We start from the raw sequence: 16,341 nt of genomic DNA, 5'->3' as shown, positions 1-16,341 counted from the left end.
CGGAGTTGGCTCCCCGGTGTGACGTGCCGTCACCCGTCGCCTTCCTACCTTCCTCCCGCCACAGCAACGGAGTCGGGAAGAGGGAGGCGGGCCGATGCGCCGCTACAAGAGGACCCTGGTCGCCGTCGCGTTCGCGACGACGGTGGCCGCGGGAACCACCGGATGGGCCTCGGGCAACGCACAGCGTCCGGTGACGGGACCGCCGCCGGGCAGCGCCGCGTGGGCGGCCGACACCTCGCTGGGCCGGGCACTGCCCGACCCTGCAGCGGCGGCGCCCGCGGAAGTCGCCGCTTTCTTCCGGTCGTTGAGCGACGACGAGCAGCAGCGGCTGGTCCGCCGCCATCCGCTCGTCGTCGGCAACCTCGACGGCGTACCCGTCCGGCTGCGCTACCGGGCCAACGCCCTCGCCCTGCGGGGCACCCCGTACGAGCGGCTCGCGGGCCGGCAGATCCTCGCCTTCGACCCGCGCGGCCGGGGCCAGGTCGCCGAGGTCCACGGGGAACTCGAGCGGGCCCGCCAGGTGTCCGTGGTCGTCCCCGGTTCCGACATCGACGCGGGGACCTTCGACCGGGCGAGCGACCCGTACGGCACCCCAGCCGGCATGGCGAAGGCCCTGCGGGCGGCGACCGGCGGGGGCACCGCCGTCGTCGCCTGGACCGGCTACACGACGCCCGTCGGAGTCGGACCCGACGCCGCGACCGGGAAGCTCGCGGAGGCGGGCGCGGCCCGGCTGGCCCGGTTCACCGACGGCCTCGCCGCGACCGGCGCGCCGAAGCCCGTGCTGTTCTGCCACAGCTACGGCTCCGTCGTCTGCGGGCTCGCCGCCGACGAGGTGAACGCCCGCGACATCGTGGTGCTGGCCTCCCCCGGGATGCGCGCCGGGCACGTGCGCGAACTGCGCACGGACGCGCGGGTGTGGGCCGCCAAGGACGACTCCGACTGGATCTCCAAGGTCCCCGGCGTGCAACTCCTCGGCCTCGGCCACGGCAGCGACCCCACCGACCCGTCCTTCGGCGCCCGCCGGATCCCCGCGGAGCTGGCCGAAGGCCACACCGGCTACTTCGTGCCGGGCACCGACTCGCTGCGCGCGTTCGCCGCGATCGCGGACGGGACCGCCGTCGTGGGCGGCGGCCGGGAAGGAGCGGCGCGATGAGGCTCGCCGAGAAGATCGAGGCCCGCACACCCGCCCACCGTGACCGCGCCGTCGACGGGCTGCGCGCGCTCGCCCTGCTCGCCGTACCGACCGGCCACTGGCTGCTCGGCGGCTTCACCCTCGACACGGACGGCGCGCTGCACAACGCCAGCCCGCTCGCGGCGTTCGGTTTCTTCGCGCCCGTCAGCTGGGTGCTGCAGATGCTGGGCGTCTTCTTCCTCGTCGGCGGTCACGCGTCCGTCCTCTCCTACCACCGCCGCACCGGCACCACCGGTGCGTGGCTCCGGCAGCGCGTCGCCCGCCTCGGCCGGCCCGTCCTCGGCGTCACCGCCGTGTGGGCCGTGCTGATCCCGGTGCTGTGGTGGCTCGGCGTTCCCGGCGACACGTTGCGGACCGGGTCGACGCTGGTGGTGCAACCGCTGTGGTTCGTGGGCGTGTACACGGTGATCACCGCCCTCACCCCGTACTGCGTGCGCGCCGCCCGCCGCATGGGCGTGTGGGCGGCGGCGCCGCTGCTGCTCACCGTCGCGGTGGTCGACCTGCTGCGGTACGGGCCGTACGCCGGCGCGGTGCCGGGGTGGCTCGGAGTCGTCAACATCCTCCCCGGCTGGCTGTTCGCCTACCAGCTCGGAGTGAGCTGGGGCGAGGGCCGCGTGCGGCGCCGCCGTGCGCGGGGGCTCCTGCTCGGTGGCGTGGCGCTGTTCGCGGTGCTGCTGCTCGTCCTCGACTACCCGGCGTCGATGGTCGGCGTGCCCGGCGAGGCCCGCACCAACTCGCATCCGCCGTCGTTGCTGGTCCTCGCGCTGGCCGCGGCGCAGAGCGGGGCGGCGATCCTGCTGCACGGCCGGCTCGGCCGGCTGCTGAGGCGGCCCGCGCTGTGGGCGCCGGTGGTCGTCGTCAACCTGTCGGCGATGACGATCCTGTGCTGGCACCAGACGGCGATGCTGGCGGCGGCCGTACCCGCGTCCTTCCTCGGGGAGATCCCCGGCCTGACCACGCCGCCGGACTCGCTCGGCTGGATCCTGGCGAGGGTGGCGTGGCTGCCGGTGTTCGCGTGCCTGCTGGCTCTGATCGCCCGCCGGGCGCGGGTGTTCGAAGCGCCGTGGCCGCGGGGGGCGCGGGGAGCGCGAGCGTTGGCGGGGGTGTTGGCGGTGGGGTTCGCGGTGTTCGCGTTCGGGTGGGCGTGACGGTGCGGCGTGACGGTGCGGCGTGGCGGGTGCGGTGCGGCGTGGCGGTGCGGCGTGGCGGTGCGGCGTGGCGGGGCGTTTCCCCACCCCGCCCCTTCCCAACCGGGGCAAGCCCCGGACCCCGTACCGCGCTTCGCGCGGTGTCCCCCAACGCCCCCTACGGCCTGGCGGCCGTGGGAGGTACCCACAGGCGGGGGACTTTGTCAGCCCCGCCGGCGATTGAGGCGCGGGGCCCGGGGGCGGAGCCCCCGAAACGCCGCGCGGAGTGCGGTGGCGGGCCCGGTTCGGGAAGAGGCGGTGTGGGAAGCGGCCCCGCAGGGGGCTACTCCCGCACCGTCGACGTCGACGACATGTCCGGGTACCGGTCGCCCGCCACCCGCCCCGCCACCGGCTCCAGCGACGCCAGTTCCGCCTCCGTCAGAACCAGCCGCGTCGCCCCCAGGTTCTCGCGGAGGCGCGTGGCCTTGCGGGTGCCCGGGATGGGGACGACCGTCAGGCCGTGGGCGTCGGCGCGCTGGTGGACCCACGCCAGCGCCACCTGCGCCGCGCTTGCCCCGTGCGCCGCCGCGATCTTGTGGACGGGCTCCAGGAGCGCCGCGTTCGTCTGCGCGTTGTCGCCGGTGAAGCGGGGCTGGTGGCGGCGGAAGTCGTCCGCCGAGAGGTCCTTGCCGGCATCGGTGAACGCGCCGGTGAGGAAGCCCCGGCCGAGGGGCGAGTACGGCACGAGCGCGACACCGAGTTCGGCGGCCGCGCCGGCCGCGCTGCGCTCCACGTCGCGGCTGAAGAGGGACCATTCCGACTGGAGCGCCGCTATGGGGTGCACGGCGTGTGCCTCGCGCAGTTCGGCGCCGGTGACCTCGCTGAGGCCGAGGTGCTTGACGAGGCCTCGCTCGACGAGTTCCGCCATCGCGCCGACGGACTCCTCGAGCGGCACGGCCGGGTCGCGCCGGTGCATGTAGTAGAGGTCGATGACGTCGACGCCGAGTCGCCGCAGGCTGCCTTCGACGGACTGCCGGATGTACGCGGGGTCGTTGCGCACCGCCCGGTAGTGGGGGTCGTCGGTCCGTACGATGGCGAACTTGGTGGCGAGCGTGATCTCGTCGCGGTGCGCGGCGACGAACGGCGCGAGGAACTCCTCGTTGGCGCCCCGTCCGTACACGTCGGCCGTGTCGAAGAGGGTCACGCCTTCGGCGAGCGCCATCTCGAGGGTCTCCCTCGCCGCCGCCTCGTCGGTGTCGCCGTAGAACTCGCTCATGCCCATGCAGCCGAGGCCCTGGACGCCGACGAGGGGCCCTTCGGAGCCGAGGCGCACTTGTGCGATCTTGCTGTCGTTCATCAGGTCAGGACCTCTCCGGAGCCCGTCGGGCGTCCGCGTAGAACTCGATCTTGTGGTCCAGGACGGCGAGGGTGTCCTGGAGTTCGGCGATCCGGGCGAGCACGTCGCGCCGGGTGCGCTGGAGCAGTTCCGCACGTGCCTCGAAGGTGGACTCGCCCTCCCGGACCATCTCGGCGTACGTGACCATGTCGGCGACGGGCATCCCCGTCAGCCGCAGCTTCCCGACGAAGGCCAGCCAGTCCAGGTCACGGTTGGTGAACCGCCGCTGGCCCGTGTGCGAGCGGTCGACGTGCGGCATCAGTCCGATCCGCTCGTACCAGCGCAGGGTGTGCGCGGTGAGTCCGGTGAAGGCGACGACCTCGCTGATGGTGTAGCGGTCCTGCCCTTCGGGGCGCGGGTGCGCGCGGGGGGCGGCCTTGCAGAGATCGGTCCTGGCCGGGGTGCTCTCGATCACCGTCATGCCCTCCACGCTAAAACGTTGGAGTGCACTCGAAGCAAGCTCGATCCGCTGGCATTTCCGGAGCGGCCGGAATTAGCCTGCCTGATCATGAGCCTCTCCCGCCGCGCCACCCCCGCCGACGCCGAAGAACTGGTCCGCCTCCGCAAGGTCATGGCGGACTCCGTCGCCGGGCCGAACCCCGATGTCAGCTGGCAGCCCGCGGCAGCGGCGACGCTGCGCGACCGGCTGGCGGACCCGGACGGCAGCCTCACGGCGTATGTCGTCGAGCGGCCCGGCGGCGGGCTGGCGGCGTGCGCGGTCGGCACCATCGAGCACCGCCTCGGCAGCCCCGGCAACCCGGAGGGCACCTGCGGTTACGTCTTCAGTGTCGCCACCGACGAGGACATGCGCCGCCGCGGCTACTCGCGCGCCTGCATGGAGGGGCTGCTCGGCTGGTTCCGTGAGCGCGGCGTCCGCAAGATCGACCTGCGGGCCTCCGTGGACGGCGAGCCGCTGTACGCCTCCCTGGGCTTCGTCCGCACCCCTGACCCGGCGATGCGGCTGAGCCTGTAGCACCGTTTAGGCTCGTAGCCATGCAGAGCCTGGCGATGATCGAGAACTGGCCGGTACCGACCGCGGCGGCCGCCGTCGTACGAGCGGACGGCACGGTCGCCGGCTCGTACGGCCCGACGGACCACCGCTTCCCCCTCGCCTCCGTGACGAAGCCGCTCGCCGCCTACGCGGCGCTCGTCGCGTACGAGGAGGGCGCGATCGAGCTCGACGAGCCGGCCGGCCCGGAAGGCGCCACCGTCCGGCACCTGCTCGCGCACACGTCGGGGCTGGCCTTCGACGAGCACCGGGCCATGGCCGCGTCCGGCACGCGCCGGCTGTACTCGAACGCCGGCTTCGAAGTGCTCGGCGACCACATCGCCAAAGCCACCGACATCCCGTTCGCCGACTATCTCCACCAGGCCGTGCTGGAGCCGCTCGGCATGACGTCCACCACCCTGGACGGCTCCCCCGCCAAGGACGGTGTGTCGACCGTCGACGACCTGGCGCGGTTCGCGGCCGAGGTGCAGGCGCCCCGGCTGCTCGACGCGCGGACGGTGCTCGAGGCCATGACCGTCGTCCACCCGGGCCTGTCCGGTGTGCTGCCCGGCTACGGCAACCAGAAGCCCAACGACTGGGGTCTCGGCTTCGAGATCCGCGACTCCAAGTCCCCCCACTGGACCGGGGCTTCGTCCTCGCCCCGCACCTTCGGCCACTTCGGCCAGTCCGGCACGTTCCTGTGGATCGATCCGGACGCGCGGGCGGCATGCGTGGCGCTCACGGACCGGGACTTCGGGCCGTGGGCGATCGAGGCGTGGCCGGCGTTCACGGACGCGGTTCTGGCGGAGCTGCCCGGCTGACCGTGCCGTCCGTCCGGCGGATACGCGGGGATCAGCCCGTCTCCGAAGGGGTCGCGGTCGGCGCCGGGCGGCGGGCCCCGTTGTCGCACGTCTCGGCGGGCTGTGCGCCGTCCGTGCCCACCAGGACCACCGGCACACCGCCGTTGTCGCTCTCCGCGTAAGCGATCGTGCACACGAGCTGCTGCCGGGCGATCCGGGTCAGCGGGGCCAGCGGGGTGTCCAGCGTGAGCCTCGCCGTGCCCCCGGACATCTCGGTCCCCGCCACGGTCGCCGGATCGGGCAGCGACGGCTCGTTGCTCAGTCCGGCCCGTTTCTCGGCCGCGTTCGGGCCGGCCAGCAGCGCCGCGACGGTCTTGGCGGTCGACGGCGGCTCGGGAGCGGTGCCCGACTGCGGGCCGCTGTCTGCGCCGTCCCGCTCCGGACCGATGGCGCCGGCGCCGTCGGATCCGTCCCAGACCCCCGGCCCCGTGTCGACCGCTCTCGGCGACGGGACCAGCAGGCCGTCCGGGGAGAGGAAGAACGCCATCATGCGGTGCTCGCGGGCCGGCAGGACGTCGAGCGTCGCCGGGCCGCCCGCCTCGATGACGTCCGTCTCCTGGATGCCGCAGCCGGTGAGCGCGAGCAGCGCCGCCAGGGCCGTCGCCGCGCGGATCCGCCGTCTCATGCCGTCGCCTCCTGGCTTCCGTGCGGCCCGTGCAGCGGGATCTCCACGGTGAGGACGGCCCCGCCGTCCGGTCCGTTCGCGGCCCGGATCGTCCCGCCGTGCAGGCGGACGTTCTCCTGGGTGATGGCCAGTCCGAGTCCGCTGCCGGCCGAGCGGGTGCGGGCCGCGTCGGCCTTGTAGAACCGTTCGAAGATGTGCGGCAGCACCTCGGGCCGGATGCCGGGTCCGCTGTCGGCCACGTCGATGACCAGCAGTTCGCCCTGGACCGACAGCCGTACGGTGACGGGTTCCGAGCCGTGCCGCAGCGCGTTGCCGACCAGGTTGGCGACGACGACGTCGAAGCGCCGCGGGTCGAGGCGGGCCCGGATGCCGTCGGGGAGGTCGGTGCGGACCCGCTCGCTCCAGCGGCGGTGGTCCAGGGTCTTGCGGACGGTCTCGCCGACGTCGACCTCGTCGGTGTTCAGTTCCGCGGCGCGGGCGTCGAACCGGGAGATCTCCATCAGGTCCTCGACGAGCACGGCGAGTTTGCCGGTCTCGGCGCTGATCAGCCGTACGGCGCGCGCGGTGTCCGGGTCCAGGCCGTCGGCGTCCTCGTCGAGCACCTCGGTGACGGCGAGCATCCCGGCCAGCGGTGTGCGCAGCTCGTGCGAGACGTCGGAGGCGAAGCGCCGGGCCCTCGCCTCCGCCTGCTGCAGTTCGTCCACGGACCGTTCGAGCTGGCCGGCGGACTCGTTGAACGTGCGGGCCAGGTCGGCGAGTTCGTCGCTGCCCCGGACCGGAATACGGGTGTCCAGCCGTCCGCTGCCCATCGAGCGGGCGGCGCGCCGCAGTTGGCGCACCGGGCGCAGCACCCCCCGCGCGGCGATCAGCGCGGGTATCAGGGCGGCGGCGAGTCCGGGCAGTGCCCCGTCGCGGGCGGCGGTGACGAGGGCGTCGACGTTGGCCTCCTCGTCGGTCATCCGCATCACGGCGAACAGCACGAGTCCGCTGGGCATGCTGCTGCCGGGGCCGGTGCGCACCAGGACGGGCACCCCGATGGTCAGGTACGGAACTCCGTCGCTGACGACCCTTTGGAAGCTGCCCCGGGAGCGGGCGAGGGTCATACGTCGCAGGTCCGGCGTGATGACGGTCGAGGCGGGGTTGGTGCCGGAGGAGACGCGCAGCGAACCGTACTCGGCGAAGACGACCCAGGGGTGCGGCTTGGACTTGCTCGCGATGACGAAGAGGTACTCCCGGAGCAGAACCGGGTCGATCGGCAGCCCCGGGGCCAGGGTCTCGACCTGCTCGCGGAACGAGGCGACCGCGGTGTCCTGGGCGCTGGCCAGGACGGCGCTGCGCGCCTCGCGGTAGGTGAGGGTGGCGGTGGTCCCCGCGCTGACCGCGGCGACCAGCAGGAACGCGAGGACGAGGCGGGTGCGCAGCCCGAAGGGGGCGATCCGGCGGTCCCGGGGCGCGGCGCCCTTGCGGCGGCGGATCACAGGGGTCCGAAGCGGTAGCCGAAGCCCCGCAGGGTCTGTATGTAGCGAGGGCTGCCCGGCGTGTCCTCGATCTTGTTGCGGAGCCGCCGTACGCACGCGTCGACGAGCCGCGCGTCACCGTGGTAACTGTGCTCCCAGACGTGTTCCAGCAGCTGCTGGCGGCTGAACACCTGCTCCGGCGCGGCAGTCAGATGCAGGAGCAGCTTCATCTCGGAGGGCGCCAGGGCGAGGCGTTCGCCGTTCTTGGCGACGGTGAGCCCGGCGCGGTCGATCGCGAGTTCGCCGTGGAACTCGACGGACGGACGGCCGCCGGGCGCCTCCATTCTGCGCAGCACGGCGCGGATACGTGCCTCGATGACCTCGGTGCGGGCGGGCTTGACGATGTAGTCGTCGGCGCCGGCCTCGAGGCCGATGACGACGTCGAAGTCGTCACCGCGGGCGGTGAGCATGATGATCGGCAGCTGGCTGTCCTCCCGGACCCGGCGGCAGACCTGTACGCCGTTCATACCGGGCAGCATCAGGTCGAGCAGCAGCAGGTCGGGCCGGAACTCGGCGAGCGCGGCGAGCCCGGACTCGCCGGTGGCGGCGGTCCGCACCTCGTGGCCGCGGCGGCGCAGCCCGAGCTCGACCCCTTCGCGTACGGAGGGGTCGTCTTCGATGAGGAGGACGCGGGGCATCGGTGGGGCTCCAGGTCGTGATCAGCGGCGGGTGGGCAGGGCGCGGCGCAGCCGGGCGGCGGCGCCGGAGAGCAGCGCGTCGAGTTCGGTCAGCCGTAGCGGGCGGGCCAGCGCGGCGAACACCGCGACGATGGCGAGCGTTCCCGCGGCGGCCTGGGCGGTGGGCCCGGCCGGCGCCGCCCAGCGCGCCACGAGCAGGCCGAGTGCCGTGGCGGGCACGGCGGCGGTGAGCAGCCGGACCTGGGCGGTGACGGTTCCCGATCGCCACAGTCCGGTGGGGCGCACCGCTCCGGTCACCGGCGGGGCGAGACGGCGGCGCAGGACGGTGGCGGTCAGCAGCCAGCCCGCGAACAGGGCCAGCGAATAGGCGCCGGCGATCCCGGTGACGGCCCAGCGGGCGGGCAGCAGCAGGTAGGCGGCCAGTGACAGGCCCGCGTTGAGGCCCGCGATCAGGAGGTTCAGCAGGAACGGCGTACGGGTGTCGGACAGGGCGTAGAACGACCGGGACAGCACGTACTGCCCCGAGAACGCGACGAGTCCGGGCGCGAACGCCATGAGGGTGCCCGCCATGACCGCGATGTCGTCCGCGCCGGTGCGTCCGTACTGGAAGACGAGGGCCAGGACCGGCTGGGCGAGGGCGAGCAGGACGCACGCGGCGGGCACCACCAGGGCGGCGCTCTTGCGCTGGGCGTACGCGATGTCCCGGCGCAGCCCGCCCGTGTCACCGTCCGCGGCGGCGGCGCTCATACGGGGCAGCAGGGCGGTCATGAGGGAGACGGTGACGATGCCGTGCGGCACGGCCCACAGGATGTACGCGTTGTTGTAGGCGCTGAAACCGGCGCCCTCGATCCCGGCGGACTGCGCCTGGAACCCGGCGGTCGTGGCCAGCCGGGTCGTCACCCAGAACGCGGCCTGATTGGTGAGCACCAGCAGCACCAGCCAGCCCGCGGAGCGCATCGGCCGGGTCAGTCCGGCGCCGCGCCAGTCGAGGCGTGGCCGGAAGCGGAAGCGCGCCGCCCGCAGGGCGGGCAGCAGGGCGAGGGCCTGCACGGCGATGCCGGCGGTGGTGCCCCAGCCGAGGAGCGCGGTCTCGGACGGCGAGAGTCCGCCGCTGCCGCCGGTCGCCAGGTACAGGCCGAACACGGCGATGACGACGACGTTGTTGAGGACGGGCGTCCACATCATGGCGCCGAACCGGCCCCGGGCGTTGAGCACTTGCCCCAGCAGCGTGAACACTCCGAGGAAGAAGATCTGCGGCAGGCAGTAGCGGGCGAAGGCGACCGTCATGGCGGCCTGTTCGCTGTCGTAGTCGGTGTACGCGCCGATGATCGCGGGGGCGGCCCACACGGCGGCGCCGGTGAGCGTCAGCAGCGCGAGGACGCAGAGCGTGAGCAGCCGGTCGGTGTAGGCGGCCCCGCCGTCGGCGTGCTCCTTGGCCGCCTTGACGAGTTCGGGCACGAAGACGGCGTTGAGTGCGCCGCCGAGAAGGAGCATGTAGACGATGGTGGGGACGGCGTTGGCGACGGCGTACCCGTCGGCGACCAGGCCGACGCCCAGCGCCGAGGCCACCACGGCGGACCGTACGAATCCGGTGGCCCGTGACACGACGGAACCGGCCGCCATGAGGAGGCCGCTCCGCGCGACGGACCCGCCGTCGCGTGCCCGCTCCCCGCTCTGCTCCTGGCCCTGTTCCCGGCTCTGCTCCTGGCCCCCGTCCCGGCCGGGTTCCTCCTGGGCGGCGGCGGGAGCGCCGTCGTCCGGGGCGCCGGCGGTCGTCGGCGCGGTGTCGGCGAGGCGGCTCACCGGCGGGCCAGATAGGCCTGGAACGCGCGGTACAGCGCGTGGTTGGCGGTGCCGTCCAACGGTCTCTCCCATTCCCCCAGCGTCTCGACGACCTCGCCGCCGGTGCCGAGCTTCCAGCGCAGCAGCCCGTACGGACGGTCGTCGGGGTCGAGGGTGGAGGGTACCCCGCGCATGTCGTAGACGTCGGCGCCGAGTGCCTTGGCGTCCAGCAGCATCCGCCACTGCAGCAGGTTGGAGGGGCGGACCTCGCGGCGGTGGTCGGCGGAGGCGCCGGTCTGGTACCAGACGCGGCGTCCCACGTGGATCATGGTGTGCGCGGCGAGGATCTCGCCGCCGTGGCGGGCGAGATACAGCTTCATCCGCCCCGGTTCCTCAGCGTTGAGGGCCGCGTACTGGCGCTCGTAGTACGCGAGCGACCGGCCGAGCCGGAAACCGTCGCGTTCCTCCGTTATCCGCAGCAGCCGGTAGAACTCGGGCAGGTCGGCCGCGCTGCCGACCACCACCTCCACACCGGACTTCTGCGCGCGCCGGACGTTGCGCCGCCACTCCTGGTTCAGCCGGGTCCACAGGTCCTCCTGGGTGCGCCCGGCGAGCGGGACCCGGAAGACGTGGCGCGGCTGCGCGTCACCGTCCTCCTCGCCGCCGCACCGCTGCCAGCCCCGGGCCCGTAGCCGCTCGGCGACCGCCGTGCCCAGCGGATCCACCTCGCTGGCGAGGACGTCGGACAGCCGGCGTCCCGGCCCCGTCGCCGCCTTCAGCCCGGCCGCACTCCACCTGCGGTAGGCGGGCGACGGCCCGATCCGTACGGCGAAGGCGCCCGCCGCCCGCAGATGCCGCAGCAGCGGGTCGAGCCAGGCGTCGATGCCGGGGTCCGCCCAGTCGGCGACGGGCCCCTCGGGAAGGTAGGCGAAGAACTTGCGCGTACGGGGCAGTTGACGCAGCAGGACGAGCGCGGCGCCGGACAGCGCGCCGGAGGCCGGATCGGGCCCCCAGCCGACGAGCCGGGCCTGCCAGCCCTCCTTGACCTGCGCCCAGGACGGGCACTGGAGGAACCCGGCGCCGAGGTCCGAACCGGTGCGGGACGCGAGGAACGCGCGGTACGTCGCGGCGTCGACGGACCCCAGCGGTGATTCATGGCCGCGGGCGGCGGCCGGCACGAGCAGCGCTGACACGGTGTGAGCCTCTCTCTGGGTGACGCCGAGGATGCTCACAGCCGTCCGTGACCGCTCCGCGCGGCGGATGTGACCGGACGATGACCGTTCGTCTGCAGTCGCTGTCACATCGCCGCAGCGCCTCTCACCTGCGCTTCTGCCGCTCTAGAGTCGCCTCGATCCCACCCATCGACCACTGACGGAGGCTCCGTTGAGCCACATACGTGTGCGCATCGCGGCGGCCGCGGTGCTGCTGGCCCCGCTCGCCGCCTGCTCGTCCGGATCAGGCATGCCCGCCGAGGACGGCAAGGCCGGAGCGTCGGCGGCGGCCGAGGACCGCCCCGCGACGGTGACCGTTTCACCGAAGGGCAAGTCCGTGCGGGCCGGCGTGCCGGTGAAGGTCACCGCGGCCGGCGGCACGCTCGCCTCGGTCACCGTCACCGACTCCGAGGGCCGCGGCCTCACGGGCAAGCTCTCGGCGGACAAGACGATTTGGAGCTCACAGCGCAAGGCCGTCCCCGGCACCTCGTACACGGTCACCACCGTGACGGCCTCCAAGGCCGGCACGAAGAGCACAGCCACGTCCACGTTCACCACCACGCCGGCCGACAAGGTCAACAAGGTCGACTGGCGGCCGGGCGCGAACACGACGGTCGGCATCGCCCAGCCGGTCTCCCTCGTCTTCGACCACCCGGTCACGGACAAGGCCGCCGTCGAGAAGCAGCTGAAGATCACCACCTCCGGCGGCACGGAGGGCTCCTGGGGCTGGATGGAGGACTACTCCGGCCGTGACCGGATCGACTGGCGACCCAAGGAGTACTGGAAGCCCGGCACCAAGGTCACGCTCCGGGCCGAGCTGAACGGCACCGACTCCGGCGACGGCGGCTGGTTCGTCCGCGACTACTCGACCACGTTCACCATCGGCGCGAGCCAGGTCGTCAGGGTCGACCTCGACCGCAAGCAGCTCACCCTGGAGCGGGACGGCAAGGCGGTCCGCACGATCCCGGTCTCCGGCGGCACCCCGGGCGGCGACAAGCGCTCCTGGCGCGGGACGACGGTCCTGATGGCCAAGGAGGGCACGATCAACATGAACTCCGAGACGGTCGGCCTCGCCGACGCCTACGACAAGATGGTCGACTTCTCGATGCGGCTCACCTGGTCGGGGATGTACGCGCACGCGGCGCCCTGGAACAACCGGTGGATGGGCAAGGCCAACATGAGCTCCGGATGCATCGGCATGAGCGACGCGAACGCCGCCTGGTTCTACGCCCAGGTCCGCCCGGGCGACCCCTTCGAGATCAAGGGGAAGGACACCAAGGGCGTTCCGGCCCCCGGCAACGGCTTCGGCGCGTGGAACGTGCCGTGGGCCGAGTGGCAGGCGCGCAGCGCGCTGCGCTGAGCCGTTCACGAGCCGTCCCCGGCCTGGGCGCGCGCCGTGCGGTTCCGGGCGGCAGCACTGCGGCCCCGCACCTTCGGGCAATGGGTGCGGGGCCGCAGCATGTCTCGGGACGGTCGGGCTATTCCTGTACGGCCGTCCGGCGGCGCTTCCACCAGATCAGTCCGCCGCCCAGCGCCGCGAGCGCGGCGGCGATGCCCGCGATCAGGCCGATGGGGGTGTCGGAACCGGTGTCGGCGAGGTCGCCGTCCGGGTCGGGGTCGTTCTGGCCGCCGGTGCTGCCGCCCGTGGCCGGCGGCGTGGACGGGTCAGGCCCGGGGGTGGTCGGCCTGTCGGTCGGCCCGCCCGGCTCTGCCGGCGTCGGGGTCGGCGTCGGGTCCGGCCCCGGCTCGTCACCGCCTCCCCCGGTGTCGGTGGAGGTGGTGTTACCGCCCAGGAGCAGCACGTTGCCGTCGTCGTCCTTGGCGTTGTCGGTGAGGGTCTTCACCGACGTCTGCGTCTGCCGGGGAAGGTTGCTGTGCCCGGTGGTGAACTCGGTCTTGCTGATGTTGCGCTTCGGCTGCTTGGAGAAGTCGACGCCGCCGACGATGTAGACCATCACGCCCTCGTCGGTGTCCACGTCGTACTGGAACTCACCGTTGAGGAAGATGTCCCGGTACTTCTTGAACAGCTCGTTCTTGTCCCAGTTCTGGTTGGGGGCACGCAGCGGCCACGACGACACGTCGTTGCTGTTGATGATCGCGCGGTAGTCGGTGGGCGTCTTCGCGTCCTGGAGACGGATCCACTCGGCGGCCACGCGGGCCGTGTGGACGCGGCGCAGGTCCGCGTACTGCGGCGCAGTGTTGATGGTCTTCTCGACCTCGGGGACGATCATCCGGTCGATGACCTGCTGTGCCTGGTCCCGTTCGGCCTCGGTCGGGTCGCAGATCTGGTCGCCGCCGGGGTCGCTGGTGAAGTCCTGCGGGGTGGACTCCAGCTTCAAGGGGGCGTCAAGGATGTAGATGCCGCCGTCCTGCTCGCGCACGGTCGCGGTCTTCGGCTCGATCCAGTTGCGGATCCCGGCGAAGCACGGGCGGCCGTTCACCTTGGGCAGGGACGCCCAGAACCGCTTGCCGAGATCGGTCTTGGGGTCCATCGCCTTGAAGAAGTCGTGCTTCATCCGCAGGTCGGCCTCGAGGAGGATCCGGCCGGCATCGGTCTTCCCGAACTGGGCGTCCATGACCCTGTTGGGCTCGTCCGGGTTGAGGTTCACCCAGAACTTGTCCGGTGTCAGCGCCAGCCAGGTCAGGAAGGCGTCCGAGATGAGCTGCGCCTTCTCCTTGCCGCCCCAGCCTGACTTCTCCTCGGGGTCTTCCGTTGCGGAGAAGCCGTAGTCCAGGCCCTCGCCCTTGACGGGCTTGCCGACATAACGAAGATCGAGGGTGGTGAAGTCCACGCCGCCCGCCCCTCGGGGTGAGAGCCTGCTGGGGTCAGCGGCGTTCTTCTTGTTCAGGAACTCGGCCATGGCCTTGGGGTTCGCACGGGACTCACGGATCAGGTCGTTCGCGCCGCCGCCCGTGGTGGGGGGCTTTCCGGGGGGCTGCATGTTGGTCGACTTCGCGCGCACACCGCCGCCGGGCGCCTTCTCGACCTTGTCCGAGCGGTAGTTGTACTCCGTGACGCGGCCAGGAGCGTTCTTGCTCAGTTCCTGCTTCAGGGTGGCCGCCGATTTCTCCTGCGGCTGTCCGTAGACGTACTTCATGGACGACTGGCGCCAGTTCTTGTCCTTGGACCACGCGATGTCCTTGGGCCTCTGCTTCGGATCGGGCTGCCCGTTGGACTTGATCTCCAGGATCTGCTTGGTCTTGGTGTTGTAGGCGTCGAGCTGCCTGCGGTGCGTCTTGCCGGTGTCCGGGTCCTTGAACTCCACCTCCTTCTGGCAGATCCACTCCGGGCCGATCAGGCCGTGGTCCTTGATGACCTTCTTCTCGAACGCCTTGCCGCGCGGGTCGTTGCCGGAGTTGCGGATCAGCCGGACGTCGCGCCAGTGGGACCAGTCGTCCCACGTGCCCGGGTTGGACTCGCGCGCCGCGAGCCACGCCCAGTAGATGCGGTCTTTCGGCTGGGACTTCGGCGGCTGCTTCTCCAGGTCCTTCAGCCGATCGATGTCCTCCTCGCTGGGCCGCTCAAGGCCGTCCCACTGCTTGCCCGGGTTCACGTAGTCGTACGTGTCCCAGTGGGCCTTGGCCCGGGAGGCGTCGAACTCCGGGAGTTCGGCGATGGCCTGGAGGTCGTCGGCGAGGTCGAAGTAATCCTTGCACGGAATGCCCTTGTCCAGCGGCTTCGCCGGCATCGGGGCCGCGTCCGCCTCGCCGGTCAGGCCGGGAAGCCCGGTGAGTGCGAGGCCCAATGCCGCGACGACGGCAGCGGCGGAGGCCAGACGTGCCCGGACGCGTAAACGTATCGGTTTCAAGCTCTTCTGTCCCTGCTCCTGGGGGCTGGGGGACGGGTACGGTGCGGTGTGAGCCCCCGTGACATGACACCGCCGACGTGGCTCACCATAGGGACCCAACTCCTGCCGACACCAAGGGGTTTGGCGTGCGACACGCCGATCGTTTCCCGGCGGCGACCTGACCTAGGCTCACACCATGAGCCAGAACCCGCGTGTCGCCTGGCGGCAGTCCACCCTCCGGATCACCCGCGTCCACCCGCCCTACCGCGCTCCCTACGACCAGCACACGATCCGCCACGCACCGGCCCACGACCCGGTCCGCGCCCGCGCCGTCGTCGACGAGCTCTCCACCGTCGCCACCGTCGCCGAAGAACTCGGGACCGCGCTCCGCCGGGACCTGGACCACCCCCGGCATGTGGGCGACCTCGACCAGGTCGCCGTCGGATGCTGGGGCGACATCGTCCAGATCAGCGACCCGGCCTTCGGTGAGGACGGCATCCTCTCCACCAACCTCGACGCCGCGTTCGACGCCCAGGTCAAAGCTCACCCCGAGGCCCGCATCACCGCTGTATGTGAGATGTGCTCGGCCGAGGCCTACGGCAAGTACCTGGCCCATGTCCCGGGGCAGCCGCGCCTCTCGGCCGACGGCTGGGACGACCAGGACGTCACCGGCGACCCCGCGCAGCTCCTGCGGGCCGTCGGCGTCGGTCCCGGCGACCCCGGGGGCGACTACCTCGGCACCGACCAGGACGAGCCCTTCATCGGCGTCGAGTACCTCGACCTCCTCGCCTGCGGCCTGCACTCCGACTACGTCCGGGAGAACCTGATGGTGTCCGTTTTCAAGGTCACCCGCACCGAGGACGTCCAGGACGCCATCGACGATGTCTGGCGTGAGGAGTGACGACGTCCCATGCGTGGCCCGAGGCCGGCCGGAGGCCCGTCCCGATGCCCGCAACTTCGGCGTCCCCCGGCGGCCTCCCCGGCGCTGAACACATGCACGACCGGCCGGCGAGGACCGCTCACCGCCCGTCCGTGCCCGCGGGTTTCGCCGCACACTCGAACCACAGCGGCAGCACCGGCGGCGACTGCGTCGAGGTCGCCGACGGTTGCCCGACCGCCGCCGTGCCGGTCCGTGGCAGCAAGAACCCGGACGGCCCGGTCGTGGTCGTCGGCGCGGGCGCCTGGCGGGCGTTCGTCGACGGCCTGCGCTGAGGCGC

15 protein-coding genes are annotated in these 16,341 nt (G+C 72.4%); 7 read left to right on the top strand and 8 right to left on the bottom strand.

The genetic code is table 11. The features are described 5' to 3' along the window. Positions 1-94 precede the first annotated feature (94 nt). Together GLX30_RS24400 and GLX30_RS24395 are read left to right on the top strand one after the other, a co-directional pair. On the top strand, positions 95-1,153 hold the full coding sequence (locus tag GLX30_RS24400) for an alpha/beta hydrolase (protein WP_159692341.1): 1,059 nt from the start codon (positions 95-97) through the stop codon (positions 1,151-1,153). Continuing rightward, on the top strand, positions 1,150-2,340 hold the full coding sequence (locus tag GLX30_RS24395; RefSeq protein ID WP_159692339.1) for an acyltransferase: 1,191 nt from the start codon (positions 1,150-1,152) through the stop codon (positions 2,338-2,340). The genes GLX30_RS24400 and GLX30_RS24395 overlap by 4 nt, the downstream gene beginning before the upstream one ends. A gap of 322 nt (positions 2,341-2,662) precedes the next feature. Here the strand turns inward: GLX30_RS24395 and GLX30_RS24390 are convergent, their stop codons facing one another. Then, the gene (locus tag GLX30_RS24390) at positions 2,663-3,676 is read right to left on the bottom strand and encodes an aldo/keto reductase (RefSeq protein ID WP_159692337.1); all 1,014 of its coding nucleotides are present in this window, start codon (positions 3,674-3,676) and stop codon (positions 2,663-2,665) included. Positions 3,677-3,680: 4 nt separating this feature from the next. After that, a complete protein-coding gene (locus GLX30_RS24385) occupies positions 3,681-4,136 on the bottom strand; it encodes a MerR family transcriptional regulator (RefSeq protein ID WP_159692335.1) in 456 nt (151 codons plus the stop codon). 87 nt (positions 4,137-4,223) lie between these two features. Between GLX30_RS24385 and GLX30_RS24380 the strand changes: the two genes are divergently transcribed. Both GLX30_RS24380 and GLX30_RS24375 read left to right on the top strand, forming a co-directional pair. Then, on the top strand, positions 4,224-4,688 hold the full coding sequence (locus GLX30_RS24380) for a GNAT family N-acetyltransferase (protein WP_159692333.1): 465 nt from the start codon (positions 4,224-4,226) through the stop codon (positions 4,686-4,688). A gap of 20 nt (positions 4,689-4,708) precedes the next feature. Then, a complete protein-coding gene (locus tag GLX30_RS24375) occupies positions 4,709-5,524 on the top strand; it encodes a serine hydrolase domain-containing protein (RefSeq protein ID WP_159692331.1) in 816 nt (271 codons plus the stop codon). Between the two features lie 31 nt (positions 5,525-5,555). On the opposite strand, the gene GLX30_RS24370 is transcribed toward GLX30_RS24375, so the two are convergent. From GLX30_RS24370 to GLX30_RS24350, 5 genes are read right to left on the bottom strand one after another with little or no spacing between them, the layout of a single operon-like run. After that, positions 5,556-6,188, bottom strand: a complete 633-nt coding sequence (locus GLX30_RS24370) for a hypothetical protein (RefSeq protein ID WP_159692329.1) — start codon at positions 6,186-6,188, stop codon at positions 5,556-5,558. Continuing rightward, positions 6,185-7,666: a HAMP domain-containing sensor histidine kinase gene (locus GLX30_RS24365; protein ID WP_167306859.1), complete on the bottom strand. Its 1,482-nt coding sequence runs from the start codon at positions 7,664-7,666 to the stop codon at positions 6,185-6,187. Before GLX30_RS24365 ends, GLX30_RS24370 begins: the two co-directional genes overlap by 4 nt. Then, positions 7,663-8,343: a response regulator transcription factor gene (locus tag GLX30_RS24360; RefSeq protein ID WP_159692327.1), complete on the bottom strand. Its 681-nt coding sequence runs from the start codon at positions 8,341-8,343 to the stop codon at positions 7,663-7,665. Before GLX30_RS24360 ends, GLX30_RS24365 begins: the two co-directional genes overlap by 4 nt. A gap of 21 nt (positions 8,344-8,364) precedes the next feature. Beyond that, a complete protein-coding gene (gene murJ / locus GLX30_RS24355; RefSeq protein WP_208545477.1) occupies positions 8,365-10,146 on the bottom strand; it encodes a murein biosynthesis integral membrane protein MurJ in 1,782 nt (593 codons plus the stop codon). Next, the gene (locus GLX30_RS24350) at positions 10,143-11,309 is read right to left on the bottom strand and encodes a peptidoglycan bridge formation glycyltransferase FemA/FemB family protein (RefSeq protein ID WP_244258493.1); all 1,167 of its coding nucleotides are present in this window, start codon (positions 11,307-11,309) and stop codon (positions 10,143-10,145) included. Before GLX30_RS24350 ends, murJ begins: the two co-directional genes overlap by 4 nt. A 199-nt stretch (positions 11,310-11,508) precedes the next feature. Between GLX30_RS24350 and GLX30_RS24345 the strand changes: the two genes are divergently transcribed. Further along, the gene (locus tag GLX30_RS24345) at positions 11,509-12,696 is read left to right on the top strand and encodes an Ig-like domain-containing protein (protein WP_159692323.1); all 1,188 of its coding nucleotides are present in this window, start codon (positions 11,509-11,511) and stop codon (positions 12,694-12,696) included. Between the two features lie 118 nt (positions 12,697-12,814). On the opposite strand, the gene GLX30_RS24340 is transcribed toward GLX30_RS24345, so the two are convergent. After that, positions 12,815-15,145, bottom strand: a complete 2,331-nt coding sequence (locus tag GLX30_RS24340) for an LPXTG cell wall anchor domain-containing protein (protein WP_244258277.1) — start codon at positions 15,143-15,145, stop codon at positions 12,815-12,817. A gap of 175 nt (positions 15,146-15,320) precedes the next feature. Here GLX30_RS24340 and GLX30_RS24335 point away from each other — a divergent pair, with 175 nt between their 5' ends. After that, a complete protein-coding gene (locus GLX30_RS24335) occupies positions 15,321-16,025 on the top strand; it encodes a DUF6333 family protein (RefSeq protein WP_159692321.1) in 705 nt (234 codons plus the stop codon). 92 nt (positions 16,026-16,117) lie between these two features. Then, the gene (locus GLX30_RS24330) at positions 16,118-16,336 is read left to right on the top strand and encodes a DUF397 domain-containing protein (protein ID WP_244258276.1); all 219 of its coding nucleotides are present in this window, start codon (positions 16,118-16,120) and stop codon (positions 16,334-16,336) included. Positions 16,337-16,341 lie beyond the last annotated feature (5 nt).

The sequence above is a fragment of the Streptomyces sp. Tu 2975 genome (assembly GCF_009832925.1).
Classification (GTDB): Bacteria; Actinomycetota; Actinomycetes; order Streptomycetales; family Streptomycetaceae; genus Streptomyces.
This window is presented reverse-complemented; position numbering and strand designations above follow the sequence as displayed.